At 57.7% G+C, this 26,589-nt stretch carries 19 protein-coding genes and 1 other RNA gene; 8 read left to right on the top strand and 12 right to left on the bottom strand.

Annotated elements, in window-relative coordinates:
• Positions 1-19: 19 nt before the first annotated feature.
• Entirely contained in the window at positions 20-535 is a 516-nt protein-coding gene (uraD, locus tag RHM65_RS15455; RefSeq protein ID WP_322165103.1) for a 2-oxo-4-hydroxy-4-carboxy-5-ureidoimidazoline decarboxylase, read from the bottom strand.
• Positions 532-1,479 carry an allantoinase PuuE gene (puuE, locus tag RHM65_RS15460; RefSeq protein WP_322165102.1) on the bottom strand — a complete coding sequence of 316 codons (948 nt, stop codon included), beginning with the start codon at positions 1,477-1,479 and terminating at the stop codon, positions 532-534. Before puuE ends, uraD begins: the two co-directional genes overlap by 4 nt.
• 382 nt (positions 1,480-1,861) lie before the next feature.
• Between puuE and uraH the strand changes: the two genes are divergently transcribed.
• Positions 1,862-2,215 (top strand): hydroxyisourate hydrolase, encoded by a 354-nt coding sequence (gene uraH / locus RHM65_RS15465; RefSeq protein ID WP_322165101.1) that lies wholly within the window; start codon positions 1,862-1,864, stop codon positions 2,213-2,215.
• A 432-nt stretch (positions 2,216-2,647) separates the two neighbouring features.
• Here uraH and RHM65_RS15470 read toward each other — a convergent pair whose 3' ends face one another.
• Positions 2,648-3,994, bottom strand: a complete 1,347-nt coding sequence (locus RHM65_RS15470) for an NCS2 family permease (protein WP_322165100.1) — start codon at positions 3,992-3,994, stop codon at positions 2,648-2,650.
• Positions 3,995-4,273: 279 nt separating this feature from the next.
• Between RHM65_RS15470 and RHM65_RS15475 the strand changes: the two genes are divergently transcribed.
• Positions 4,274-5,038 (top strand): GntR family transcriptional regulator, encoded by a 765-nt coding sequence (locus RHM65_RS15475; protein WP_322165099.1) that lies wholly within the window; start codon positions 4,274-4,276, stop codon positions 5,036-5,038.
• Between the two features lie 151 nt (positions 5,039-5,189).
• Here RHM65_RS15475 and guaD read toward each other — a convergent pair whose 3' ends face one another.
• The 4 genes from guaD to xdhA form a co-directional block, all read right to left on the bottom strand.
• Entirely contained in the window at positions 5,190-6,524 is a 1,335-nt protein-coding gene (gene guaD, locus RHM65_RS15480; RefSeq protein WP_322165098.1) for a guanine deaminase, read from the bottom strand.
• A gap of 15 nt (positions 6,525-6,539) precedes the next feature.
• Positions 6,540-7,382, bottom strand: coding sequence for a xanthine dehydrogenase accessory protein XdhC (gene xdhC, locus RHM65_RS15485; protein ID WP_322165097.1), 843 nt, complete (start codon positions 7,380-7,382; stop codon positions 6,540-6,542).
• A gap of 184 nt (positions 7,383-7,566) precedes the next feature.
• Positions 7,567-9,963 carry a xanthine dehydrogenase molybdopterin binding subunit gene (gene xdhB, locus RHM65_RS15490; RefSeq protein WP_322165096.1) on the bottom strand — a complete coding sequence of 799 codons (2,397 nt, stop codon included), beginning with the start codon at positions 9,961-9,963 and terminating at the stop codon, positions 7,567-7,569.
• On the bottom strand, positions 9,956-11,413 hold the full coding sequence (xdhA, locus tag RHM65_RS15495; RefSeq protein ID WP_322165095.1) for a xanthine dehydrogenase small subunit: 1,458 nt from the start codon (positions 11,411-11,413) through the stop codon (positions 9,956-9,958). The genes xdhB and xdhA overlap by 8 nt, the downstream gene beginning before the upstream one ends.
• 265 nt (positions 11,414-11,678) lie before the next feature.
• Between xdhA and RHM65_RS15500 the strand changes: the two genes are divergently transcribed.
• From RHM65_RS15500 to RHM65_RS15520, 5 genes are all read left to right on the top strand, one after another.
• Positions 11,679-12,338 (top strand): GntR family transcriptional regulator, encoded by a 660-nt coding sequence (locus tag RHM65_RS15500; protein WP_322165094.1) that lies wholly within the window; start codon positions 11,679-11,681, stop codon positions 12,336-12,338.
• Positions 12,339-12,341: 3 nt separating this feature from the next.
• Complete coding sequence (gene smc, locus RHM65_RS15505) at positions 12,342-15,830, top strand: chromosome segregation protein SMC (protein WP_322165093.1); 3,489 nt, start codon at positions 12,342-12,344, stop codon at positions 15,828-15,830.
• Between the two features lie 239 nt (positions 15,831-16,069).
• Positions 16,070-16,912 carry a cell division protein ZipA gene (zipA, locus tag RHM65_RS15510; protein ID WP_322165092.1) on the top strand — a complete coding sequence of 281 codons (843 nt, stop codon included), beginning with the start codon at positions 16,070-16,072 and terminating at the stop codon, positions 16,910-16,912.
• Positions 16,913-17,076: 164 nt separating this feature from the next.
• Positions 17,077-19,437: an NAD-dependent DNA ligase LigA gene (gene ligA / locus RHM65_RS15515; RefSeq protein ID WP_322165091.1), complete on the top strand. Its 2,361-nt coding sequence runs from the start codon at positions 17,077-17,079 to the stop codon at positions 19,435-19,437.
• Between the two features lie 83 nt (positions 19,438-19,520).
• The gene (locus tag RHM65_RS15520; protein ID WP_322165090.1) at positions 19,521-20,687 is read left to right on the top strand and encodes a zinc-binding metallopeptidase family protein; all 1,167 of its coding nucleotides are present in this window, start codon (positions 19,521-19,523) and stop codon (positions 20,685-20,687) included.
• A gap of 684 nt (positions 20,688-21,371) precedes the next feature.
• On the opposite strand, the gene RHM65_RS15525 is transcribed toward RHM65_RS15520, so the two are convergent.
• Entirely contained in the window at positions 21,372-21,863 is a 492-nt protein-coding gene (locus RHM65_RS15525) for a GNAT family N-acetyltransferase (protein ID WP_322165088.1), read from the bottom strand.
• A 215-nt stretch (positions 21,864-22,078) separates the two neighbouring features.
• Here RHM65_RS15525 and ffs point away from each other — a divergent pair.
• An RNA gene (ffs, locus tag RHM65_RS15530) (signal recognition particle sRNA small type) lies at positions 22,079-22,175 on the top strand.
• A gap of 223 nt (positions 22,176-22,398) precedes the next feature.
• Here ffs and RHM65_RS15535 read toward each other — a convergent pair.
• The 4 genes from RHM65_RS15535 to RHM65_RS15550 all read right to left on the bottom strand — a co-directional run bounded on the left by RHM65_RS15535 (position 22,399) and on the right by RHM65_RS15550 (position 26,480).
• Entirely contained in the window at positions 22,399-22,938 is a 540-nt protein-coding gene (locus RHM65_RS15535) for a hypothetical protein (RefSeq protein ID WP_322165087.1), read from the bottom strand.
• Between the two features lie 4 nt (positions 22,939-22,942).
• Positions 22,943-23,632, bottom strand: coding sequence for a hypothetical protein (locus RHM65_RS15540; RefSeq protein ID WP_322165086.1), 690 nt, complete (start codon positions 23,630-23,632; stop codon positions 22,943-22,945).
• Between the two features lie 144 nt (positions 23,633-23,776).
• Positions 23,777-24,673 (bottom strand): DUF2167 domain-containing protein, encoded by an 897-nt coding sequence (locus tag RHM65_RS15545; protein WP_322171025.1) that lies wholly within the window; start codon positions 24,671-24,673, stop codon positions 23,777-23,779.
• 106 nt (positions 24,674-24,779) lie between these two features.
• Complete coding sequence (locus RHM65_RS15550; RefSeq protein ID WP_322165085.1) at positions 24,780-26,480, bottom strand: acid phosphatase; 1,701 nt, start codon at positions 26,478-26,480, stop codon at positions 24,780-24,782.
• Positions 26,481-26,589 lie beyond the last annotated feature (109 nt).

Consider the following 26,589-nt stretch of genomic DNA (forward strand, 5'->3'; position numbering starts at 1 on the left):
TGGCGTGGGATAGGCGCGGTCAGAGGGCTTGCAAGCGGAACATCGCGATCTTGTTGATCTCGGCCAAGGCGCAGGCGAACTCAGTCTCGACCGAGTGATGAATGCGCGTTTCGAAGGCGGCGAGGATCTGATGCCGGTCACTGCCTTTCACCGCCATGATGAAGGGGAACGCGAACGAGGCTTTGTAGGCGTCGTTCAACTCGGTGAAGCGCTGGAACTCTTCGGCCGAGCATTGGTGGATACCGGCGCCTGCTTGCTCATGGGTGCTGGCTTCGGTCAATTGGCCCTGCACGGCGGCTTTGCCGGCAAGGTCCGGGTGAGCGTTGATCAGCGCCAGTTGCCGGGCATGATCGGCGCTCAGGAGGATGTCGCTCATGCGGGCATGCAGGGTTTCGATCTGATCCAGATCGGCGTCGTGGCCCAGGTCGTAGGCCATTTCCGCAACCCACGCTGAATGCTCGTAAACGTCAGCGAAGGCTGCGACGAATTCATCGCGGCTCAGGGTCGACGGTGTCAGGGTTTGGAAGCGGCTCATTTCGCAGCTTCTCCTGTGACAGGTGCTGCCGACTGAAAAGGGTGTTCAGCGTGCCAATGGCGGGCGATGTCCACCCGGCGACTGAACCAGACCTGCTCGTGGCTTTTGGCGTACTCAAGGAAACGCTTGAGCGCACCCAAACGGGCCGGGCGCCCGATCAGGCGGCAGTGCAAACCAATCGAGAGCATCTTCGGTGCCTCGGCCCCTTCGGCGTACAGCACGTCGAACGCGTCTTTGAGGTACTGAAAAAACTGCTCGCCGTTGTTAAAGCCCTGGGCTTGGGTGAAGCGCATGTCGTTGGTGTCGAGGGTGTACGGAATCACCAAGTGCGGCTTGCCAGTGGTGTTGTTTGGTTCCCAGTAAGGCAGGTCATCGTCGTACGTGTCCGAGTCATACAAGAAGCCGCCTTCCTCCATGACCAACCGACGCGTGTTCGGTCCGGTGCGGCCGGTGTACCAGCCCAACGGACGTTCGCCGCTGATTTCGGTCAGGATACGGATCGCCTCAAGCATGTGTTCCCGCTCTTGGGCTTCGTCCATGTATTGATAGTCGATCCAGCGGTAGCCGTGGCTGCAAATCTCGTGACCCGCCGCAACCATAGCGCGGATCACCTGCGGGTGACGTTGCGCGGCCATGGCCACGGCAAACACAGTCAGCGGAATATCGAATTCCTTGAACAGCTTGAGCACGCGCCAGACACCCACGCGGCTGCCATATTCGTAGAGCGATTCCATGCTCATGTTGCGCTCGCCCTGCAACGGCTGAGCCGAGACCATTTCCGACAGGAAGGACTCGGATTCTTTATCGCCGTGCAGGATATTGCGCTCGCCGCCTTCTTCGTAATTCAGTACGAACGACAGGGCGATGCGGGCGTTGTCCGGCCAGTGGGGGTGAGGGGGGTTGTTGCCGTAACCGATAAGGTCGCGTGGATAGTCAGCACTCACTGCGCTCTTCCTTCTGTACGTGTTATCAGTGGCAGTGGTTGCCGGGTCAATCCGGGCTGGGGCCACCGCGATGGATCGATTGTATACAACTTGATGATCATTTTGTAAGCCTGATTTTTCATCTTTTTCAGAATTTTATCTCTCCAAGAAGCTTGCAAGAAACTTGCCTGATCGATCAGCTTCTCGTCTCAAGAGGCTTCAACTGCTTGATTGCGGGCATAAACGGCGACTTTCTATAAGGCCTGACAGGCTGCGCCGGATACGCGGTTTTTATTGTGTACAATTTTTATAAAAAATGTCTTAATCTCGCATCGCCGTTCCTTCTGTGCACTGAAAAGGGGCGGCACCGACTTTTCCACAGACCGCGCAGGGCAGACAAACAATGGGACGACTGACGACGCATGTACTGGACGCCGCACACGGCTGCCCCGGCAGCTCCATCAAAATTGAACTGTACCGAGTCGACGGAGACCGTCTGGAGCACCTCGCCAGCACCGTGACCAACAGCGATGGCCGCTGCGATGCGCCGCTGCTCCAAGGTAACGATTACCGCACCGGGGTTTATCAATTGCAGTTCCATGCCGGTAACTATTACCGGGCCCGAGGCACCGAGTTACCCGATCAGGCATTCCTCGACGTCGTAGTGCTGCGGTTTGGTATCGACGCTGCGCAAGATCATTACCACGTACCGCTGCTGATTTCGCCGTACAGCTATTCGACCTATCGCGGCAGCTAAACGTCGCTGGCCCAACCTGTCTCATTTCCTCTTGCCCGCCCACACTGCGGGCTTTTTTTTGCCCGGAATTCGGGAATTTCAGGTTATGCCCTGACGGGGTCCGTCAACGCGTTCTCGCAGCAAACACCGGAGAACTGTAGGAGTTGCCGAGCCGTAGATACTGTGGGAGCAGGCTTGCCAGCGAAGAGGCCGGTAATCGCGCCGCTGATGTCGACCTGAAACCTGAGTCGCCCGCATTGACGCTTTCGTTGGCAAGCCAACTTCCCACAGAGATTTTTGGCAGACACGGAAGAGTCTGCACTGAACATCTGATCGCAGCCTTCGGCCCCTCCTACAGACCCAGGTGATTCTGTGGGACCTATATCGGGAACCGTTGTCTCTGGCCCACTAAACTCCCCGCCGACACGCGGTCTTGTTCAGCCAGCGTTTTGCTTAGAGAAACACAAACTTGGCGACGAAAATCACACACAGCGCGTACAGGCTGACCGAGATTTCCTTGTGCTTACCGGTGCCGACCTTGAGCACCACGTAGGTGATAAACCCGAGCGCGATACCGTCTGCGACCGAGAACGTCAGTGGCATCATGATCACCGTGACGATAGCGGGAATGCTGTCAGTGGCTTCGTCCCAGTTGATATGAGCCATGCCGCCCATCATCAGCATTGCGACGTAGATCAGCGCACCGGCCGTGGCGTAGGCGGGAATCATCCCGGCCAAGGGTGCGAAAAACATCGCCACGATAAACAGCACGCCAACGGTCACCGCCGTAAGCCCGGTCCGTCCGCCCGCCGCAACACCGGCCGCACTTTCGACGTAGCTGGTGACGGGCGGAACACCGACCAAGGCGCCAAACACGCTGGAGGCGCTGTCCGCTTTCAATGCTTTCGACAGGTTTTCAATTTTGCCGTCAGGCTTTACCAGGCCCGCGCGCTGTGCGACGCCCATCAAGGTGCCGGCGGTGTCGAACATGTGCACAAAGAGAAACGCCAAGACCACGCTAATCATGCTGACGTTGAACACGCCCTTGACGTCCATCGCCATCCAGGTCGGCGCCAAGCTCGGTGGGGTGGAGAAAATGCCGTGGTACTGCACCAATCCAAGGCCCCAGCCGGCCAGCGTCACCGCAATAATACTGATCAGGATCGCACCGAAGATCCGGTGGTAACTCAGCACGGCAATCATCAGGAAGCAGATCGCCGCCAATAACGGCCCAGGTTCACGCAACGAGCCAAGCTTGATCAAGGTGCTGGGGCTGGCGACCACGATACCGGCGGTTTTCAAGCCGATGATGCCAAGAAACAACCCAACCCCGGCGCCCATGGCGAAACGCAAACTGATCGGAATGCTATTGAGCAGCCATTCCCGGATGCGTGAAAGGGTCAGGAACATGAAGATCAAACCGGAAATAAATACCGCGCCCAGTGCGGTTTGCCAGCTGTAGCCCATGGTGCCGACCACGGTGTAGGTAAAGAAAGCGTTCAAGCCCATGCCCGGCGCCAGACCTACAGGCCAGTTTGCGTACAGCCCCATCAACAGGCAGCCGAGGGCGGCGGCGATACAGGTGGCCACGAACGCGGCCCCATGATCGATGCCCGCGTCGGCCATGATGTTCGGGTTGACGAAGATGATGTAAGCCATGGTGATGAAGGTGGTCAGGCCCGCCAGCAGTTCGGTTCTGACGGTCGTGCCGTGCACGCTTAGCTTGAAAACACGTTCAAGCAAGCCAGTGCGTGGCGGCGTTAGATCCAGCGTCGTTGCTTCGGATTTGCGACTTTCCACAGCGGGGGTACTCCTCAAGACTTTTATTGTTTTTTCCCGCACCTGAAGCGGTGCAGTGAGGCGGTGCGTTTGAAATGATGGTTTTTGACCATTAAGTCAGGAATTTGCACGAAACCGATTATGCTTTTGTATACAAGAAAAGCAAATAATGTTTTATCTGTTGTGTGATAAATATTTTGGATTGTGTGCATAACGCCGCCCTTAAAACCGTCGCTATTCACAACCCATGCACTGTGTACAATGTCTCGGTACTTTTCTGTGACTTGCCCTCGAGAGCCCATGAACGAACAGTTGCAGCCCCTCAAAAAACAGCCGCGTATCCTCAAGACTGGCCGCACCGGAACACAGGACGATATCGTTTACGCGCATATCTTCGAGGCCATCCTGGAGCAGCGTCTGGCGCCCGGTACGAAACTGAGTGAGGAAGCGCTGGGGGAAATTTTCGGGGTCAGCCGCACGATCATTCGTCGTGCGTTGTCACGTTTGGCCCATGAAGGGGTTGTGCTGCTGCGGCCGAACCGTGGCGCAGTGGTGGCCAGCCCGAGTGTTGAAGAAGCACGCCAAGTGTTCTTTGCTCGGCGCATGGTGGAGAAGGCGATTACCGAGTTGGCGGTCGAGCACGCAACCCCGGAGCAACTCGCCGAGTTGCGGCAGATGGTCAGCGACGAGCGCGACAGTTTTTCCCGCGGGGATCGCGGCGCCGGGATTCGTTTATCGGGGGAGTTTCACTTGAAATTGGCCGTGGCAGCGAAGAATGCGCCGCTGATCAGCTTCCAGCGCAGCCTGGTGTCGCAGACCTCATTGATCATCGCGCAGTACGAAAGCGGCAATCGCTCACACTGCTCTTACGATGAACACAACCAATTGATCGATGCCATAGAAGCGCGCGACGCAGCATTGGCGGTGAACCTGATGATGCATCACATGGACCACATCGACAGCAAGCTCAACCTCGACGAAGACAGCGCCTCCGACGACCTGCACGCAGTGTTCTCGCACCTGATGCTGACCAAGAAAAAACCGGGACGGAATCAGGCGGTTTAAGTCAGGAGTTCCTGTAGGAGCCAACACGTTGGCTCTACAGATCCGCGCTGTATCAGGAGTTAGCTGAGGAATCGACCGGTTGAAATCCTGTGCGACCGAATTTATTCGGGAAGACCACGCCGCAGTCCTTCAGAAAAATCCGCGTCGGTGACTAGTCGCGCTTGTGCACTCGCTGCCCGGCCGAGTAGGTCTCCAGCACGGTTCGGTCATCCCCCAGGGTGGTCAGCACGAACAACTTCTCCTCGATGTCCTTCGCCTGTTTCAAGCGGTAGGCGAGGAGGGGGGTGGCGTTGTAATCAAGCACCACGAAATCCGCTTCGGTTCCCGGATACAACGTGCCGATCTTGTCTTCAAGACGCAATGCCCGTGCGCCGCCCAACGTCGCCAGGTACAGCGATTTGAACGGGCTGAGTTTGGCACCTTGGAGCTGCATCACCTTGTACGCCTCGTTCAGCGTGTGCAGCAGTGAAAAGCTGGTGCCCGCGCCGACGTCGGTGCCCAAACCGATGTTGAGCTTGTGCTTCTCGGCCATTGGCAAATCAAACAAACCGCTGCCGAGAAACAGGTTCGAGGTTGGGCAGAACGCCACCGCTGAACCGGTTTGCGCCAACCTTGCGCATTCGTCGTCGCACAAGTGCACGCCGTGAGCAAATACTGAGCGTTCGCCGAGCAATTTGAAGTGGTCGTACACATCCAGATAATTGCTGCGTTCAGGGAACAACGCTTTCACCCACTCAACTTCTTGCAGGTTCTCGCTGATGTGCGTCTGCATGTAAACGTCTGGGTATTCGCCGAGCAATTGCCCCGCCAGCGCCAATTGTTCCGGGGTGCTGGTCGGCGCGAAGCGCGGGGTTACGGCATAGTGCAAGCGGCCTTTGCCGTGCCAGCGCTCAATCAGCGCCTTGCTGTCGACGTAGCTGGATTCAGCGGTGTCGACCAAGTAGTCCGGCGCGTTGCGGTCCATCATCACCTTGCCCGCGATCATCCGCAGGTTGCGGGCTTGCGCGGCACTGAAAAAAGCCTCCACCGAGGCCTTGTGCACACTGCCGAACACCAGTGCGGTAGTGGTGCCGTTGCGCAGCAGTTCCTTAATGAAAATCTCTGACACTTCAGCCGAATGCGCCGGGTCGGCAAACTGCTTTTCGCAGGGGAATACGTAGGTGTTCAGCCAGTCCAGCAACTGCTCGCCATAGGACCCGACCATCCCGGTCTGCGGCAAATGGATGTGGGTATCGATGAACCCGGGGGTGATCAACGCGTCCGGGTATTGCGTGACCTCGACATCACTGCCGAGCGTGCCAAGTAAATCTGCAGCGTGCCCAAGGGCGACGATGTTGCCGTCCTCGACCACCAGCAAGCCGTCGGGAAAATACTCATAAGACGCTTCGATCACCACCTGCGCAGGATCGGCAATGCTGTGCAAAATCGCGGCGCGGTAGGCTTTCTTGGTGGTGCTTGCAAGGGTACTGACAGAAACGGAAGTCATAACACTCTCATTCATTCATTGTTGTGCTTGGCTGCGGCGGGAGACCGGCAGCAAGTGGGCAATCGGTGCAGCGTCGGCGCTGTGCTGGCCGAAATTAGCGTTGTACGTGGCGATCACTTCAGCAGCGATGGACACGGCAATTTCAATAGGCAATTTGCCTTTGACTTCGGCCAGGCCCATCGGGCAACGAATGCGGTTTAGCAAGGCCGCATCGAAGCCGCGTTCGCGCAATCGATGCTCGAATTTGACCCGTTTGGTCTTCGAGCCGATCAAGCCGAAATAGGTGAAGTCATTGCGCTTGAGAATCGCCGCTGTCAGTTCCAGATCCAACTGATGGTTGTGGGTCATGACGATGCAATAACTGCCCTTGGGCAACTGGTCGATTTCATCCACAGGCTCTTCGTTGACGATGCGTAACACGCCCTCGGGAATCTGCGCAGGGAACTCATTTTCCCGGGAATCAATCCAACGCACCCGGCACGGCAAGCTCGCCAGCAGCGGCACCAACGCGCGCCCCACATGGCCTGCACCAAACACTGCGATCTGCGCTTGTGGTTGACCCATGGGTTCAAACAACAGCACATTCACCCCGCCGCAACATTGGCCCAGACTTGCGCCGAGGCTGAAACGTTCCAGGCGGGTGTTTTGACTGCCGCTGGCGAGCATCTCGCGGGCTATTTCCATCGCCTTGTATTCCAGGTGTCCACCACCGATGGTCTCGAAGATCCGCTCGGCGCTGACCACCATCTTCGACCCGGCATTACGCGGCGTCGAACCGCGCTCGTCGATGATGGTCACCAACACGCATGGCTCGCCCTGTGTTTGCAACTCGGCAAGGGCACTGATCCAGTTGTCCATGTATCTCTCCTGATCGTCTTTCAACGCCGCCACGTCATTTATCTGTAACACCGGCACACTGTGGGAGCAGGCTTGCCTGCGAAGAGGCCGGTGGCTGCGCCGCGGATTTCAGCCCGCAACACTGTCGGTATCTGCACCGACCCCTTCGTCGGCAAGCCGACTCCCACAGGGTATTTCACCTTGGTCAAACCCATTCGTGGGCAACATCCGGCGTGCCTTGAGCCTCAAGATTCAACTTTCTCATCTGCTCACAGCCCCACAGCACCCGCTCCGGGGTCGCGGGCGCATCAATCTTTGGCTGATGCCGATAATCGGCGACGCTGGCCACGGCGTCCTTGATGGCGCACCAGGCGGCGATGCCGAGCATGAATGGCGGTTCGCCCACGGCCTTGGAGTGGAACACCGTGTCTTCCGGGTTTTTGCGGTTTTCCACCAGCTTCACCCGCAGGTCCAGCGGCATGTCGCTGACCGCCGGGACCTTGTAGCTGGCCGGGCCGTTTGTCATCAGTTTGCCCTTGGCGTTCCACACCAACTCTTCCATGGTCAACCAGCCCATGCCTTGAATGAAGCCGCCCTCTACCTGACCCATGTCGATGGCCGGGTTCAACGAGGCGCCCACGTCATGGAGGATGTCGGTGCGGAGCATTTTGTATTCGCCGGTCAAGGTGTCGATGATCACCTCGCAACAGGCCGCGCCGTAGGCAAAGTAATAGAACGGATGGCCACGGGCCTGGGTGCGGTCGTAGTAGATTTTCGGCGTTTTGTAATAGCCGGTACTCGACAGCGACACCTGACCGACCCACGCCTGCATCGCCAAGGATTCGAACGACAACACAAACTCGCCGACCCGCACATGACCGTTGCGAAACTCCACCTGGTCTTCAGCGACTTTGTACTGTTTCGCGGCAAATTCGACCAAGCGCTGCTTGAGGATTTCAGCGGCATTTTGCGCCGCCTTGCCGTTCAAGTCCGCACCGCTGGATGCGGCCGTCGGTGAAGTATTCGGCACCTTGTCGGTGTTGGTTGCGGTGATCTGAATTCGGTCGATGTCCACCTGAAACACTTCGGCCACCACTTGCGCGACCTTGATGTTCAAGCCTTGGCCCATCTCGGTGCCGCCATGGTTCAGGTGAATGCTGCCGTCGGTGTAGATATGGATCAGCGCACCGGCCTGATTGAGGAAGCTGGCGGTGAAGGAAATACCGAACTTCACCGGGGTCAGCGCCAGGCCTTTTTTCAACACCGGACTGCTGGCGTTATAGGTGCGAATCGACTGGCGGCGCTCGGCGTACTGGCAGCTTTCTTCTAGCTCGGCGGTCATCTCTTCGAGCATGTTGTGCTCGACGGTTTGGTAGTAGTGGGTGACGTTACGCTCGGTCTTGCCGTAGTAGTTAACCTTGCGCACCTCCAACGGGTCTTTGCCGAGGTGACGGGCGATGTTGTCCATGACTTCTTCGATAGCGACCATGCCTTGTGGCCCGCCGAAACCGCGATACGCGGTGTTCGACGCCGTGTTGGTCTTGCAGCGATGACCATTAATGGTGGCGTCGCCCAAGTAATAAGAATTGTCAGCATGGAACATCGCCCGGTCGACGATGGAGTTGGACAAGTCCGGCGAGCAGCCGCAGTTGCCGGCCAGCTCCAAACGAATCCCGTGCAGGCGTCCGCTGTTATCGAAGCCAACGTCGTACTCGATGTAGAACGGGTGGCGCTTACCGGTCATCAGCATGTCTTCGACCCGTGGCAGGCGCATTTTGGTCGGCTGCCCGGTCAACATCGCCACCACCGCACACAGGCATGCCGGGCTGGCGGCCTGGGTTTCCTTGCCGCCAAACCCGCCGCCCATGCGGCGCATGTCCACGACGACTTTGTTCATGGAAACGCCGAGCACTTCGGCCACCAGCTTTTGCACTTCGGTGGGGTTTTGCGTCGAGCAGTAAACGATCATGCCGCCGTCTTCAGTGGGCATCACCGACGAGATCTGGGTTTCCAGGTAAAAGTGTTCCTGGCCGCCGATGTGCAAACTGCCCTGCAAACGGTGTTCGGCGCTGTCCAACGCGGCGACTGAATCGCCGCGTTGGTGGGTGTGGCTGTCGAGGACGAAGTGTTTGTTGCGCAACGCTTCAACCACGTCCAGTACCGGCACCAGGTCTTCGTATTCGATGATCGCGGCCATCGCGGCCTTGCGGGCGGTTTCCAGATCTTTGGCGGCGACCGCCATCACCGGCTGGCCGACAAATTCAACCGTATCAATCGCCAATAGCGGGTCGCCGGGCAGCAGCGGACCAATGTCCTTGAGGCCGGGAATGTCTTCGTGGGTGATCGCTATACGTACGCCCTCGAAGGCGTAGCACGGCGCGGTGTCGATGCTGATGATCCGCGCATGGGCACGGTCAGACATCCGTGCATACACGTGCAGTTGGTTGGGGAATTCCAGGCGGTCGTCGATGTATACCGCTTCGCCCGACACATGCTTGTCGGCGCTGTCGTGCTTGACGCTGCGGCCGACGCCGGTCTTCAGATCCTGCTGAAACAGCGCGATCATTTCGGCCTGGGTTTTTTCCGGGGTGTGATTAGACATAAGAAGTCACCCGCGTTTCGATGTGAGGCGATTGCAGTTCGATGAAGTATTTACGCAGCAGGTTTTGCGCGCTGAGCAGGCGGTATTCCTTGCTGGCGCGGAAGTCTGAGAGCGGGGTGAAATCGTCCGCCAATGCCGCGCAGGCGCGTTCCACCGTGGCCGAGGTCCACGGCGCACCGATCAGTGCCTGTTCGCAGGCGGCTGCACGTTTGGGAATCGCCGCCATGCCGCCGAAGGCGACGCGCGCTTCAACGATAGCGCCGTTTTCCACCTGCAAGCGGAAGGCGGCGCAGACGGCGGAAATATCGTCGTCCAAGCGCTTCGATACTTTGTACGCGCGAAATACCTGTCGGGCGTTGGCCTTGGGCACGATGATTTTCTCGATGAATTCGCTGTCCTGCCGCGCCGTGACCCGGTAATCGATGAAGTAATCTTCCAGCGCCAGGGTTCGGCGGGTCTGGCCTTTGCACAAGACCAGTTGGGCGCCAAGGGCGATCAGCAGTGGGGGCGAATCACCAATCGGTGAAGCGTTGCCGATGTTGCCGCCGAGGGTGCCTTGATTGCGGATTTGCAGCGACGCGAAGCGCTGCAGTAGTTTGCCAAAGTCCGGGTATTCGGCACTGAGCGCGGCGTAACAGTCGGTGAGCGAGGTCGCGGCGCCGATTTCCAAACGGTCTTCGAAATGCTCTATGCGCTTCATGGCTTCAATGTTGCCGACATAGATCATTACCGGCAGCGTGCGATGGAACTGGGTCACTTCCAGCGCCAGATCAGTACCGCCCGCCAGCAAACGCGCTTGCGGGTATGAGTCATAGAGTTCAGCCAGGTCGCTGACGGTCAGCGGCACCAGGCAACGCTTGTCGCCGCTGTTGAGTTCGCCGGTTTCCTTCGGCGCAATGGCGCGTAGGCGGGCAATGGTTTGAGCCTCGCGCTGGTCGAATTGATCAGGTTGGCGTTGATCGCCGCAGGCCTGTTCGGCTGCGGCCAGAATCGGGCGATAACCGGTGCAGCGGCACAAATTGCCGGCCAGTGCTTCGTGGGCTTGATGGCCGTTGGCTTCAGTGCTGTTCTTTTGCAGCGCGAACAGCGACATCACAAATCCTGGCGTACAGAAGCCGCATTGCGAGCCGTGGCAATCGACCATGGCTTTTTGCACGCTGTGCAGTTGCCCTTGGTGTTTGAGGTCTTCCACGCTGATCAACTGTTTGCCGTGCAACGAGGCGACGAACGTCAGGCATGAGTTGAGGCTGCGATAACGCAGCTGCTCTTGGCCGTTGTCGTCGAGATTCAATTCGCCGATCACCACGGTGCACGCGCCGCAGTCGCCACTGGCGCAGCCTTCTTTGGTCCCGGGTTTACCCACATGCTCACGTAAATAATTGAGCACGGTCAGGTTCGGGTCCAGGGCGTGCTCGGTTCGCAGTTCCTGATTAAGTAAGAATTGGATCACGTAGGCCTCTCTGCACTATTTTTATAATCGGTCGCATGGAGCTGAATCTATCAGCTCTGACTTTTCGGTCAATAAATATCTGACTATTAAGTCAGGAAAAACGATTTTTTCCCAGCTTGCCGATTAACGGTGTGCCGCGTCAGCCGTAAACAGCTGACCGTTGCTTAAAGAATTGCTTATTTCGTGCCAGATTCAAGTCTTATGGCCGTGCGCCATGCGATACACTGCGCGGCTCGTAGGATTGAGCTGAAGTTGAAGGAAAATCATGACGTTCAAGGCGCCGGACAGCCTCGCCGAGCAAATCGCTCGCCACCTTGCAGAGCGAATCATTCGTGGTGAACTCAAGCCAGGGGAGCGCATTCAAGAGCAAAAGGTCACGACCTCACTGAATGTGAGCCGTGGTTCGGTGCGTGAAGCACTGCTGATTCTTGAGCGCCGCCACTTGATTGTCATCCTGCCGCGCCGGGGTGCTCAGGTGACGGAAATCACCGCGCACAACGTTCAAAGCCTCTGTACGCTGATGAGTGAGCTGTACATCCTGCTCGCCCTCGCCGTGGCGGCTCGCTGGGAAACCCAGATTGATCTAGCGCCCTTCGTGCAGATCCAGCAGCGCCTGAAGCTCAGCCTTGAACGCCAGGACGTAAAACTTTTTGTCGAAGACAGCTTTAACGTCATGCGCGCGGCGTACCCCTTCGCCAATAACCCGTACCTGCAAGAGACCGTTGAGAACCTGCAACCGTCCATGAGCCGCAACTATTACCTGGCATTGGATCAGCGTAAGGCCGAAATGGGTGAATCGCTGAAGCACTTCGGCCAGTTGCTTGACGCGGTGGTTGTGCGTGACGTCGTGCAGATTCGCGAAGTGCTGAGCAGCTACGGCGAGCGCAGCTATAAATTGGTCCTGTCCGCGCTGGCGGCTGGCTGACCCATGCGTCTCAAGTGCATCAAACTGGCCGGGTTCAAGTCCTTCGTCGACCCGACCACGGTCAGTTTTCCGAGCAACATGGCGGCGGTCGTGGGCCCTAATGGCTGCGGTAAATCCAATATCATCGATGCCGTGCGTTGGGTGATGGGCGAGAGCTCGGCGAAAAACCTGCGCGGCGAGTCGATGACCGACGTCATCTTCAATGGCTCCACCACCCGTAAACCAGTAAGCCAGGCCAGCATCGAACTGGTGTTCGATAACTCGGACGGGACCTTGGTTGGCGAATACGCCAGCTACGCAGAAATCTCCATTCGCCGCAAAGTCACCCGCGACAGCCAGACCAGCTATTACCTCAACGGTACCAAGTGCCGTCGGCGGGACATCACGGACATCTTCCTCGGCACCGGCCTTGGTCCGCGCAGTTACTCGATCATCGAGCAGGGGATGATCTCCAAGCTGATCGAGTCCAAGCCCGAAGACCTGCGCAACTTCATCGAAGAAGCCGCCGGCATTTCCAAGTACAAAGAGCGTCGGCGCGAAACTGAAAACCGCATTCGCCGTACTCACGAGAACCTAGCCCGCCTGACCGACCTGCGTGACGAGCTGGAACGCCAGCTTGATCGACTGCACCGTCAGGCCCAGGCCGCTGAGAAATATCAGGAATACAAAGGTGAGGAGCGTCAGCTCAAGGCGCAACTGTCAGCCCTGCGCTGGCAGGCGTTGAATGAGCAAGTCGGCCAACGCGAAGCCGTCATTGGCACCCAGGAAATCGGATTCGAAGCCTTGGTCGCCGAGCAACGTAACGCGGATGCCGGCATCGAACGCTTGCGCGACGGGCACCATGATCTGTCGGAACGCTTCAATGTGGTGCAAGGACGCTTCTATTCGGTGGGCGGCGACATTGCCCGCATCGAGCAGAGCATCCAGCATGGCCAGCAACGCCTGCGCCAACTGCAAGAAGATTTGCGCGAATCCGAGCGCTCGCGCCTGGAGACCGAATCGCATTTGGGCCACGACCGTACGTTGCTTGCGACCCTCGGCGAAGAGCTGGAAATGCTCGCGCCGGAGCAGGAAATGACCAGCGCTGCCGCTGAAGAGTCCGCCGCCGCGCTGGAAGAGTCCGAAAGCACCATGCACGGCTGGCAGGAAAAGTGGGACGCCTTCAACCTGGAGTCCGCCGAGCCGCGGCGTCAGGCCGAAGTGCAGCAGTCGCGCATCCAGCAGTTGGACACCAGCATGGAACGCTTGGGCGAACGGCAACGGCGACTGACCGAAGAGCGTCAATTGCTGGCAGCCGACCCGGAAGACGCAGCGATCTTGCAGCTCAGCGAAGACCTCGCCACCCGGGAAATGACCCTCGAAGAACTGCACGCCAGCGAAGAGCAACTGGTCGAACGCCTGGAGCACCTTCGCAGCGAACTGCATCGCGCCAACCAAGCGCAACAACAGGCCCAAGGTGAGCTGCAGCGTCTGAACGGGCGGCTGGCTTCCCTGGAGGCGTTGCAACAGGCGGCCCTCGATCCGGGCACCGGCACGGCTGAATGGCTGCGTGACCAGCACCTTTCTGAGCGGCCGCGTCTGGCAGAAGGTTTGCGCGTTGAACCCGGTTGGGAGTTGGCCGTAGAAACCGTGCTCGGTGCCGATCTGCAAGCGGTGTTGGTGGACAATTTTGCCGGCCTGGATTTAGCCGGGTTTGAGCAGGGCGATCTGCGCCTGATCAGCCCTTCTGCTAACGTTGCACGGATTCCCGGTAGCTTGCTGGACAAGGTTGAAGCCGCAGTTGATTTGTCCGCTTGGCTGGGTAATGTGCAGCCGGTCGAATGCCTTGAAGATGCATTGGCCTTGCGCGCGCAGCTCGGGGCAGGGCAGAGTCTTATAAGCCGCGACGGCTATTGGGTCGGGCGGCATTTCCTGCGCGTACGCCGGGCGAGTGAAGCGCAAAGCGGTGTGCTGGCCCGTGGTCAGGAATTGATTCGGCTGGGCCTTGAGCGCGATGAGCATGAAGCCACCTTGGCCGCCCTCGAAGAACAGCTCCTCACACAGCGCGAACAGCAAGTTCAGCAAGAGGACGCCCGCGAACAGTTGCGTCGTCGACTCCAGGACGAAACGCGCCAGCAAAGCGAACTCAAGGCTCAACTGTCGGCGAGCAAGGCCAAGGTCGAGCAATTGACCCTGCGCCGTACCCGCCTTGATGAAGAGCTGACTGAGCTGGGGGAGCAGCGCGCCATCGAACACGAGCAGTTGGGCGAGTCGCGCCTGCATTTGCAGGATGCGCTGGACAGCATGGCCCTGGACACCGAACAACGCGAACTGCTGCTGGCCCAACGCGACAGCCTGCGCGAGCGCCTTGATCGCGTGCGGCAGGATGCCCGGCAGCATAAAGATCACGCGCACCAACTGGCGGTGCGTCTGGGCTCGCTTAATGCGCAGCATGATTCGACGCGGCAGGCCCTTGAACGCCTGGAGTTGCAGTCTGAGCGACTTACCGAGAAGCGCGAACAACTGAACCTCAACTTGGAGGAGGGCGAAGCGCCTTTGGAGGAGCTGCGCCTCAAGCTCGAAGAGCTGCTGGAAAAACGCATGGCGGTGGACGACGAAATGCGTCTGGCCAAGCTGGCGCTGGAAGACGCGGACCGCGAACTGCGTGACGTCGAAAAACGCCGCAGCCAGGCCGAACAACAAGCGCAACTGGTGCGCGGGCAACTTGAGCAACAGCGCATGGAATGGCAGTCACTCACCGTGCGCCGCACCACTTTGCAGGACCAGTTGCTGGAAGACGGCTACGACCTGCACGGCGTGCTTGCGACACTGACCAGCGACACTAATGAAAAGGCCGCTGAAGAAGAGTTGGAACGCATCGCCGGGCGCATTCAACGCTTGGGCGCGATCAACCTGGCGGCTATTGACGAGTACCAGCAGCAATCCGAGCGCAAGCGTTATCTGGATGGTCAGAATGCCGACTTGGCGGAAGCACTGGACACGCTGGAAAACGTGATTCGCAAAATCGACAAAGAAACCCGTAACCGATTCAAAGAGACCTTCGATCAGATAAATAGCGGATTACAGGCTCTTTTCCCAAAAGTTTTCGGTGGCGGCAGCGCTTATTTGGAACTGACTGGCGAAGATCTACTCGATACAGGTGTGACAATCATGGCGCGTCCACCGGGCAAGAAAAACAGCACCATTCATTTGCTCTCCGGTGGTGAGAAAGCCCTGACCGCCTTGGCACTGGTATTTGCCATCTTCAAACTGAACCCGGCGCCGTTCTGCATGCTCGACGAAGTTGACGCGCCGCTCGACGACGCTAACGTTGGACGGTACGCCCGCCTCGTGAAGGAAATGTCCGAAACGGTGCAGTTCATCTACATCACCCACAATAAAATCGCCATGGAAATGGCCGATCAGTTGATGGGGGTGACCATGCACGAGCCGGGTTGCTCGCGCTTGGTAGCGGTAGACGTGGAGGAAGCAATGGCGTTGGTTGAAGGCTAACGATTCAGGCTAAAGCGATCATATGAGTGGCTATTTGATGGCTAGTGTTGAGCTTCATATCCGTTACAGTGGCCAAGTGGATGCAACAGACGGTGTAAAGTTATCTTTGGTCGTGCTAGCTTAGTCAACAATTTTCTATTTGCGTGGGTAAAACGCCTGTCAGAACATAGAGTTGGCGCCACGTTTTAAAGGGGTTTCGGCCCTCATTTTCAGCATTTTTATTAGAGGCACGGGATTACATGGAAATCGGTCTGCGCGAGTGGCTGATCGTCATCGGCATTATTGTCATTGCCGGTATTCTTTTTGATGGCTGGCGCCGGATGCGCGGCGGCAAAGGGAAACTGAAATTCAGGCTTGACCGAAGTTTCTCCAACGTGGCGGATGAAGACGAGGTTTCCTCTGCCGAGGTGCTGGGTCCACCGCGTGTGCTGGATCAGAAAGAACCGAAATTGGACGAGCATGATTTGCCGTCGGTGAGCATGGCGCCGCGTGATGCCAAGCGTAAGCGTAAAGACGAACCGCATCAGGGCGACCTGAACCTGGACCTTGACGGGCCAAGCCTGTTCACCGGTCGCGATGAAGACTTCGCGGACGATAAGCCGGGCCGTCGTTCGGAAGATACGGCGCGCCGTACCGAAGACCTGCCGCCGGTTGAAGAAGTGCTGGTGATCAGCGTGATCTGTCGTGACGAAAGCGGCTTCAAGGGCCCTGCGCTGTTGCAGAACATCTTGGAAAGCGGGTTGCGCTTCGGTGAGATGGATATTTTCCATCGCCACGAAAGCATGGCGGGCAACGGTGAAGTGCTGTTCTCCATGGCCAACGCGGTCAAGCCGGGTGTGTTCGATCTCGATGACATCGACCACTTCAGCACCCGTGCGGTGAGTTTCTTCCTGGGCTTGCCGGGCCCGCGTCACCCGAAACAGGCATTCGACGTCATGGTGGCCGCAGCCCGTAAACTGGCCCACGAACTGAATGGCGAATTGAAAGATGACCAGCGCAGTGTCATGACCGCGCAAACCATCGAACACTACCGCCAACGCATCGTCGAGTTCGAACGTCGTGCATTGACGCACCGCCGCTGATCGGGACGCACGATTCCTGTAGGAGCCAACGTGTTGGCGAGGCTTTTGGCGGTTTGGCTGATGCCGCCTCGCCAACACGTTGGCTCCTACAGGTTGATCGCAAAGACGCCGAACCAACATTGAGCAGCTTCGGCTGCTCTTTTGCTTTTTGAGAGAACACCCGTATGAACGCCGCCGAAACCCGCATCCTGAAACTGCGTGCCGAGCTGGATCAGCACAATTACCGTTACCACGTGCTCGATCAGCCGAGCATTCCGGACGTTGAATACGACCGCCTGTTTCATGAACTCAAGGCGCTGGAAGTCGAGAATCCGCATTTGGTCACCCCGGACTCACCGACGCAGCGGGTCGGCAGCACGGCGCTGTCCGCCTTCACCCAAGTGCGCCACGAAGTCCCCATGCTCAGCCTCGGCAACGCCTTCGAAGAAAATGACATGCGCGAATTTGACCGTCGTGTGACCGAAGGCCTGGACCTGCCTGTCGGCGATCTGTTCGGCGAAGGCGCGCAGGTGCAGTACAGCTGCGAACCGAAACTCGACGGCCTGGCCGTCAGCTTGTTGTACCGCGATGGCGCGTTGGTCCGTGGCGCGACCCGTGGCGACGGTGCCACCGGCGAAGACATCAGTGTCAACGTACGCACCGTGCGCAACATCCCGCTCAAGCTCCACGGCAGCGGCTGGCCAGCAACCCTGGAAGTGCGCGGTGAAGTGTTCATGTCCAAGGCCGGTTTCGAGCGGCTGAACGCCAGCCAACTTGAAATCGGCGGCAAGACATTCGCCAACCCACGTAATGCCGCCGCCGGCAGCTTGCGTCAGTTGGATTCGAAAATCACCGCCAACCGGCCCTTGGAATTCTGCTGCTATGGCCTGGGTCAGGTCTCGGAAGAATTCGCCGACACCCACATTGGCAACTTGGAAAAGCTCAAGCACTGGGGCATGCCGGTCAGTCGCGAATTGAAACTCGCCAATGGCATCGGTGAATGTTTGGATTACTACCATGACATCGGCGAGCGCCGCCTGTCGTTGCCCTATGAAATCGACGGCGTGGTGTTCAAAGTTAACAATTTGGCGTCCCAGCGCGAACTGGGTTTTCGGGCCCGTGAACCGCGCTGGGCCATTGCTCATAAATTCCCGGCCATGGAAGAGCTGACCGAGCTGCTCGACGTTGAGTTTCAGGTCGGGCGCACCGGGGCCGTCACCCCAGTCGCGCGCTTGAAACCGGTGAAAGTTGCCGGCGTTACGGTTGCCAACGCGACGCTGCACAACATGGACGAAGTGGCGCGTTTGGGCTTGATGATCGGCGACACGGTAATCATCCGCCGCGCCGGTGATGTGATCCCGCAAGTGGTGCAAGTGGTTCTCGAACGCCGCCCGAACAACGCTCGACCGGTGCAGATCCCGGAAAAATGCCCGGTGTGTGGCTCGCATGTCGAGCGCACGCAATTGATCAAGCGCAGTAAAGGCAAGGAAACCATCAGCGAAGGCGCGGTGTACCGCTGTGTTGGCCGATTGGCCTGCGGCGCCCAGCTCAAGCAAGCCATCATCCACTACGTCTCGCGGCGCGCGATGGACATCGAAGGCCTAGGCGACAAGAGTGTCGAGCAATTGGTCGACGAAGGGCTGGTGGCCTCTGCGGCCGACCTTTATACGCTGACCTTCGAACAGATCGTCGACCTTGAAGGGTTTGCCGAAGTCTCCAGCAACAAACTGCTCAAGGCGATCCTCGACAGCAAGCGGCCGACCTTGGCGCGCTTCATCTATGCGCTCGGTATTCCCGACGTCGGCGAAGAGACGGCCAAAGTGCTGGCGCGTTCGCTGGCTACACTGGCGCGCGTCACACAAGCGCAACCAGAAGTCCTCACCTACCTGCCGGATGTCGGGTTGGAAGTGGCTAACGAAATCCATAGCTTCTTTACCGATGCGCACAACATCACGGTCATTGAGCAACTGCTAGAGCGCGGGTTGGAGATTCAAGAACAGGGCGAGTTGGGCGCGGAGTTCGCAGCCAGCACCACCTTGGGCGGGATGATCGACAAGCTGCACATCCCGGCCATCGGCCCCGGCGCCGCGCAGAAACTGGCCGACAAATTTGGCACCTTGCAAGGCATTCTCGACGCCGACTGGCTGGACATGCGCCAGGCGTTGGCCGAGAAGCAAGCGAAAGCCGTACGTGACTTTTTCGACATCAAATCCAATGCCGAGCGAGCGCTGGAAATAGAGGCGCAGTTGAAAGCGTTCGGCATGCACTGGCACAGCGAGAAAAAGGTCGTCGAAGGCTTGCCATTGGCGGGTCAGACCTGGGTCTTGACCGGCTCGCTGGAATTGATGAGCCGCGACATCGCCAAAGAAAAACTCGAAAGCCTCGGCGCCAAAGTATCCGGCTCGGTCTCAGCAAAAACCTACTGCGTGGTCGCAGGCCCGGGTGCCGGCTCAAAGCTGACCAAGGCCAGCGAGTTGGGCCTTAAAGTAATGGATGAAGAGGCGTTTGTGGTTTTCTTGACTAACCACGGTATTGATGTGAACTGATCGGGCGCAGTGCGCCCGGTCAAATACACGGAACCCCCACAGCGACACATGATCTAGTGCTGGCACCCCACAAGGAGATCGTCATGTATCGCTTCTTTGAACAACTCAGCTCACGCATCGCTGCGCCATTCGTGGGCGAGACCAAGCGTAACAGTAAGGTTTGGCAGTGCAATTGTGGGCAGTCGATCTTCTTTGCCAATACCCAATGCCTGGCCTGCTCGGCCGCTTTGGGCTATCTGCCGGAGCAGGGCAGGTTGGTCACGCTGGAGCCCGGCCAGCAGCTCAATACCTGGCGCCTGACCGACGAGCCTCAAGCAGCGCTTTACCGACGCTGTGCCAACGTCGATACGCCGGCGGCCTGTAACTGGCTGTTCCCCGACAGTGAACCGGGCGAATTCTGCATTGCGTGCAGCCTTAACCGGACCATCCCCGATCTCTCGATCCCGGAAAACGCCGAGCGCTGGTGCAAAGTAGAAACTGCCAAACGGCGCTTGGTCGCGCAGTTGATATCGTTGGGTTTGAAAGTGATTTCGAAATCTCAAGACGAAGACACCGGCTTGGCGTTTGATTTCGTCGGCGTCGACCTTGAAGGCAAACTGCCCACCACCGGCCATGCCAACGGTCTGATCACCCTTAACATCGAAGAAGCAGACGACGCCCATCGGGAAGCCATGCGCGTTCAGTTGCACGAACCTTACCGCACGTTGCTCGGACATTTCCGTCACGAAGTTGGCCACTATTATTGGGACCGTCTGATCGCTGACACCCATTGGCAGGATAATTTCCGCAACCTGTTCGGCGATGACCGCGCCAGTTACGCTGACGCCCTTGAACATCACTACCAGAGCGGCGCCCCGGTAGGCTGGCAACAACACTACGTCAGCGCCTACGCGACCATGCACCCTTGGGAAGATTGGGCTGAAACCTGGGCGCATTACCTGCACATGATGGACGCCGTCGACACCGCACTCGGCTTCGGCATGAGCGCCCGGGACATGGACTTCGATTACCAGCCGTTCACACTCGAAACCCTCTACGACCCCCAACACCCCGGTGGTCAGGCATTCCTGTCATTCGTCAACGCCTGGATTGAACTCGCCGGCATGCTCAATGAACTCTCCCGTAGCATGGGGCAACCGGACTTCTATCCGTTCGTCCTGTCACCGGCGGTGATTACCAAACTGCATTTCATTCACTTAGTGATTCAAGAGGCCGGTGGCAAGGCGGATGAGGTGCTGCTAGCGCAGTAGAGCCTTGAAAAGGACCTGCCGCCACGACTTCGACGCCGCGCTGTCGCGCAGCAAACTGGGTGGCACTTTGTGTGGTTTGAGGTTGCAGGTGTCAGGACTGAAGCCTTCCCGAATAAATTCGGTCCCACGGTTTTTGGTGCTGCACAGATGGCCGCCCGCCCGTAGATCGTCTGTGAATTGAATATCAAATTACGGAGTGAGGTCCTGCGTGGTGGGGCAAGCCCTTTTGGCGGGACCTTTTGGCGTTTGAAAAAGGTGCCTCGCTGTAAAAGTGAAACCATAATTTGAGCAACCACAAAGGCCGGATATACACACGTAATCCAGCGCCAACCTATTGTTTTATAAATAATTAAAAAGTAGTTATAACAGCTGCCGAAGGCTGCGAAGCCGGTACGGCTCTGGGATTTCATTGACACGGTTGATAGCAAGCAGCCGCAGATGCTGTGGGAGTAGGCTTGCCTGCGAAGAGGCCGATAATCGCTCGGCTGATGTCGACCTGATACCTGGGTCGCCTGCATTGACGCTTTCGTTGGCAAAACAATTCCCACAGAGACTTTGGCGGGCACGGAATAACAGGCACTGACATCTGATCGCAGCCTTCGGCAGCGCCTGCAGAAATCTGTGCATCGCTAAAATCTGTGGGCCAAATGTCTTCGGGAAAGATCCAACGCAGTCCACCAGACCTCACCTGAAAAGCTTCAACGCCAACCGCCGTTCATAGCCAATCCGCCCCCGATACGCCTCACCGGTGTCTACCCAGCCGTGGCTCAAATACAAACCTATTGCCGTCGTATTATCTTCATCCACCGACAACATCAGTTGTTTGATATCAGGCCAAACCCGCCGCGTCGTTTTCGCAAGGGCCTGCAAACACGCCTTGCCCAACCCTTGGCCTTGCCTGCGCCGATCAATCTGCAGCGAATGCAACGTCGCCGCATCGGCCTGCGCCCAGGCTGGTAAATATATCCCGCGCTTAAGCAGCAAAAACCCCACCGGCAGCCCCTCTGTGAGCAACGCAAACCCACGAATGTCCGACGTGGCGTTGACCAGCAGCGAATTCAGCGCCCCGTAGATGTCGCCGGAAAACGACTTCTGCGCGTCCAGCACCTTGATCCGCAGTAGCTGCTTTCGCTGAATGTCGGTCAGGTCCTCATAGCAGACCAGCTCAATTGGCATCGATCGAATCCTTAAAAGCGTACCGCGTTTACACAAAGGGGGCAGTTTAACGGGATTCGTCACAAGCAGGCCGACGGCAAGGCATCCCCGTCCAACCCCGTTGTACAAGTGCTTGAGCCCCTTCATATTTTTAATCACAACCAACGGTTGTAACTTATCGCCAGACCGGTACAATGGCGCCGTTCACCGTCAGGTGAGCGTCGTTATGGTGACCCTGCCGGTCCCCCCGCAACGATTACCCGTGAACCTGGTCAGATCCGGAAGGAAGCAGCCACAGCGGGAACATTGTGTGCCGGGGTGTGGCTGGTGGGGTTGCCTCCATAACGCAACTCATTGGTCCTCAATGGGTTTTTAAAAAAATCTGTAATTCCTCGTCGAACGCCTTCAGACGTCTTTCGTATGCACTGTGGTTTTTCCGAGTGAATTCGGTCGCGCATCTAGATGTCGTCGTTCTCGCAAGCGTGTATCAGCCGAAGACTGCGATCAGTCCGAAGGACCTTCGCCAACACCTTGGCTCCCACGGATAGCCGCGCCCTTATTGATAATCCCCCTGACTCTTCCAATGCGTCGAATCCGATGGACCACTGGCGTCCAGTTCAGCAAGGCCACGGGCACCGGCTTGTATTTGCTCGCGGCGGGATTTGGCACTTAAGTCGCCAAACGTCTGAAGTGCCGAGCTGAGCAAGGTTTCGTGTTCTTCGCCGCGTAGCAGGTGTGAGGCGATATACCATTGCTGATACAACTGCTCTTCCAACGATAACGGTCCTAATTCACTGGCGTTCATCACGGCCCAAAACGCCAGCGATTCGCTGTCCTTCGGGTCCAGTTCGAACATCGCCTCCAAATCCATACCCGCCTGTTTGAACAGGTTTTGCGCCTTGTGCGTCATCCGGTAAAACTCTGTGGGAGCCAGGCCATTGTCATGCTCAGGCGAGGCGTTGTGCAAAATCGTTGTTGCTGCCCCCACCAGTGTATGGATCGCTACCGGGTCGGCGCTGGCAAATAGCAAGCGAATGGCAAGGTTCAACTGCCGATGCGCGGCGTCAAGTCTGGATACGCGGAGGGGATCGATCATGGCGTTAGCGACTACTCGTGGTGATGGGGCGGGTGTCGGCGTTTGTTCCAATCAGTTTAGGCCAGACGCGCAGATAAGGGGGGCTACCGAAAAAACCATCTGACATGTCGTCGTCCAGCCAATCGCTAAATTCTTCTATTTCCCGTTGCTCTCTAAGCCATGGCTTCAAAATTTTGGTATCTGAGAGTGTGAGGAGTTGGTTTTTCTTTAGGAGGAGGTCAGTGCGCATTGCCCGAATGGTTTTTTCGCATGTACGTAACGCGTTTTTCGGTTGTATAGGCGCGAACGGCTCCAGCAGAAATTGCATTCGAAATGACATTTTTAAGTCTTCGGTTTTACGTTCGCGTTCGGCGGTGTCAGTTTCGCGATCTGGGTGCAGAGCGCTGACCAGCTTGCGATAGATGTCGCGTATGGATTGACTGCCTTTTTCTTGTTCTTCTTGACGAACGGTTTTTGCAGGTTTCTGCCTACCGTCGTGTTTCGATTCTTGAGCGACCTCGTCTAGCTTCTCTTGGAGTCGTTGAGCCACCTCCTCGATGGAGTCCAGATCGAGATCATCGCCAAGATCGACACCGAACGTTTCTTCTATCGACGCTCTTAACAGGTCATTTTCCTGATGTCGGACAGTCTCAAAATCGTCGCCGGCGTGTTTGGTATAGACGCGCATCAGCGCTTCGTCCTGCTCTTCTTCCATCAACGTACCAGCGAGCTCGCAAATGATTTGCTGCAGCGTATAGCGGTCTTTGTTGCGACGCTAATCTCAAGAAGTTTAATAGTCATGCCACCACCAGAAACCATAAAAACGCTATTTTAAAAAGAAATGGTCAGTTCAGTTTGTTTACTTATTGCGATTGAAAAACTTGCGAACGAACGTCACTGCAACCATCAGCCCCACCAACAAGAACTTTTTCGCCGCCAGCAGCATTATCCCCAGTTTGGCGAACAGCCCAGCCTTAGCGGCTAACCCACCGGCAACCAGTGCCGCCAAGCCGTATTTGGCCAGTTTGTCTGTGCCTGGTTCGTAGTCGGCGTAGCGGTTGCCGTCGGTGAAGTTGGTGAACGCCAGGACGTGAGGCATCTCCCGTTGAATGGTTGCAAGATCGCTCATCGAAGCGACGGCATTAAGTTCCAGCACGCCTTGGCGACCGAGCACGCGGATGCTGTAGTTGAGGGTGTTTTCATCGGCGTTGTCGGCCTTCAGTTCCCGGGCCCAATACATCTTGTGGCTTTGATCGTCGTAGCGCGGCGGCTCGGCCCAGCCGACTAATTGCAGGCCGGGATAGCCTTGTTTGCGCCGCTCGTTGTTGTTCTCTACATCGTCTTCCTGCATTTGCTTGAGCATTTCGGTGTAGTCGATCTGGGCGGCGTCTTCATCGGAGACGTGCCCGTCGTCTTTGTAGCTGACCAACACTCCCCAGCCCCCGCGGGACATCGGGTTGGTGGCGTGTGGCACGATCATGCCCAACGTCTTATGGCCGGGCGGATTGCCCCAGCCGTCAACTATCAGGCGTTCGGTGTCTTGCGGCGTGAGGTAATAGAAATCGTCGTTCAGGCTGAGGGTGGCAACGCCGCCTGGCAGATTAATAGTGCCGTGCTGCGGCTTGAGCGTCGCGAAGAACTGCGCCGGCGTTTGCTGAACCTTTGCGGGGTCATGAGGCGTGGGGGTCGCAGCATCGGCAAGGGCGGTGGTGGCACACAGCACGATAGCTGCCAATAAGCAGCGCAGGCATTTCATCGCAAGCATTTAAGGGTAGCCCCGTACATTCTGAACCGATTTGGCCGGGGCAGCTTAGCGAAAAAACCGCCACGTTGGTGGCGGTTTTTGTGAGCGTTACGATGACTCAGCCAAAGAACTGCAGCGCGTTAGTCAAGTCGCCCATGGGCTCCTGGCCTCGGGTTGCCATCGCTTCGTCTCGCATCTTTAACCCGTCCAGTTTTTCAAGACCGTGCACTCGGGTGATCAAGCGCAAAATCGAAGCGGTGTCATACGTGGTGTGGTCAACCGTTTCCCGGCGGGCGAACGGCGAGACCACCAGCGCCGGAACCCGAGTGCCTGGTCCCCAGCGATCACCCTTGGGTGGCGCAACGTGGTCCCACCAGCCGCCGTTCTCGTCGACGGTGATGACAATCACCATGTTTTCCCACTGCGGACTGTTACGCAGCACTTTAATGACGCGGGTGATGTGGCGATCACCCGCAGCAACGTCGGTGTAACCGGCATGCATGTTCAGGTTGCCCTGAGGTTTATAAAACGTGACGGCGGGCAGCTTGCCGGCCTGGGCATCAGCGAGGAATTTATTGGTGCTGGACTCATCGCCGAGGCCCCCGTCACGTAGGCGCTTGTTGCGTTCGTCCGGGTTTTCCGGGCCTTGTTTCTTGAAGTAATTAAACGGCTGATGGTGATACTGGAAACTCGGGATTTTCGGAATGCCCGCCGAGTCTTTGAACTGGTCAATGGTGCTCTGCCACGCGCCGGCATACCACGCCCAATCGACGTTTTTCTTCGACAGCTTGTCGCCGATGTGGTCGTGGGTTTGCGGCACCAGCACGTTGGCCACGTCGGCTTTGGCATATTCCGGGCGGTCCGGGTCGCGAATCCAGGTCGGCCAATACGGCGGCGCCATGGTGTTGACGGCATAGCCATCGGGTGTCAGCAAACTGGGACCAAATTGTGGCGGACCGGTCATGGCGCTGGCGGGTGATTTCTCCAGTGGTTTGAGTCGTGTGTCCTGGGGGTTATCACTTTGTAGCGTGGCGATCTGCTGTTTGGCCGGGGAGTTGGCAACGTTTGGGTAGAACGGCACGGCAGCGGAAATCAGGTATTGATGGTTCAGGAACGAGCCACCGAAAGCGCCTTGAAAGAAGTTGTCACACAGGACGAATTCAGACGCCACGTCCCACAGCCGTAACGAATATTCGGTCTGCCCGTAGTGGCCCATGGTCAGGCCACCGGAATCGGCCCACGCGACGAAGCGATCGTTTTTGCCGTCGTTGATCTGCATCTGGTTTTGGTAAAACACATGCCACAGGTCCCGTGTCACCAGGCTCAGTGGCAAGTCTTCGCCATTGGGGCCTTGGAGCGCATAGGGTTGGTTGAGCAGGTGGTCTTGAAATTGGGTGCCGACGGGGTAGGTCACGCCGTCCACGGTTTGCGGCCCGAGTTGCAATACGCCGCCCCACACCGGAGGCAACTCTTCCAGCAGTTTGCCGTCTCGGTCACGCTGTTGATACTCGCTGGGGTCGAGGTCCGCCATCGGCTTTTCGACGCCAGGGAAATTGCCGAACAAGTTATTGAAGCTGCGGTTTTCGGCGTAGATCACGACCACCGTTTTTACGTTGTCGCTGAGTGCCTGGTCTAGCGCGGCGCCGGTTAACGGGGGGGCATCCAGCGCGAGGGGTTTCTCGTCGGCGCAGACGTAGGCGCTGAGGGTTGCGCCCACACCAAGCGCCGCGACGCCACCGAGAAAACGCCGTCTGCTGGCGTCAGGGGGATTGTCGCCAGCAAGTGGTTGCGAGGTTTCTTCTTCTTTTTTGTCGCTCATGACAGGTTCCCTGCGTACTTGGCTGAGATCGTTAATGCTGATTTCGAAGGAGCGTAGCGAGGCAGTGTGACGGTAATACTACAGCGCGCAGTGAAGATTTATAAACGCT

The sequence above is a fragment of the Pseudomonas sp. CCI4.2 genome (genome assembly GCF_034350045.1).
GTDB lineage: Bacteria > Pseudomonadota > Gammaproteobacteria > Pseudomonadales > Pseudomonadaceae > Aquipseudomonas.

Coding starts and splice junctions, on each gene's coding strand:
- xdhB (WP_322165096.1), bottom strand. CDS start 9,963: ATGTCTAATCACACCCCGGAAAAAACCCAGGCCGAAATGATCGCGCTG.
- RHM65_RS15545 (WP_322171025.1), bottom strand. CDS start 24,673: ATGAAATGCCTGCGCTGCTTATTGGCAGCTATCGTGCTGTGTGCCACC.
- uraD (WP_322165103.1), bottom strand. CDS start 535: ATGAGCCGCTTCCAAACCCTGACACCGTCGACCCTGAGCCGCGATGAA.
- xdhC (WP_322165097.1), bottom strand. CDS start 7,382: ATGGACAACTGGATCAGTGCCCTTGCCGAGTTGCAAACACAGGGCGAG.
- uraH (WP_322165101.1), top strand. CDS start 1,862: ATGGGACGACTGACGACGCATGTACTGGACGCCGCACACGGCTGCCCC.
- RHM65_RS15520 (WP_322165090.1), top strand. CDS start 19,521: ATGTATCGCTTCTTTGAACAACTCAGCTCACGCATCGCTGCGCCATTC.
- RHM65_RS15500 (WP_322165094.1), top strand. CDS start 11,679: ATGACGTTCAAGGCGCCGGACAGCCTCGCCGAGCAAATCGCTCGCCAC.
- ligA (WP_322165091.1), top strand. CDS start 17,077: ATGAACGCCGCCGAAACCCGCATCCTGAAACTGCGTGCCGAGCTGGAT.
- zipA (WP_322165092.1), top strand. CDS start 16,070: ATGGAAATCGGTCTGCGCGAGTGGCTGATCGTCATCGGCATTATTGTC.
- RHM65_RS15475 (WP_322165099.1), top strand. CDS start 4,274: ATGAACGAACAGTTGCAGCCCCTCAAAAAACAGCCGCGTATCCTCAAG.
- RHM65_RS15525 (WP_322165088.1), bottom strand. CDS start 21,863: ATGCCAATTGAGCTGGTCTGCTATGAGGACCTGACCGACATTCAGCGA.
- smc (WP_322165093.1), top strand. CDS start 12,342: ATGCGTCTCAAGTGCATCAAACTGGCCGGGTTCAAGTCCTTCGTCGAC.
- RHM65_RS15535 (WP_322165087.1), bottom strand. CDS start 22,938: ATGATCGATCCCCTCCGCGTATCCAGACTTGACGCCGCGCATCGGCAG.
- RHM65_RS15550 (WP_322165085.1), bottom strand. CDS start 26,480: ATGAGCGACAAAAAAGAAGAAGAAACCTCGCAACCACTTGCTGGCGAC.
- guaD (WP_322165098.1), bottom strand. CDS start 6,524: ATGACTTCCGTTTCTGTCAGTACCCTTGCAAGCACCACCAAGAAAGCC.
- RHM65_RS15540 (WP_322165086.1), bottom strand. CDS start 23,632: ATGGAAGAAGAGCAGGACGAAGCGCTGATGCGCGTCTATACCAAACAC.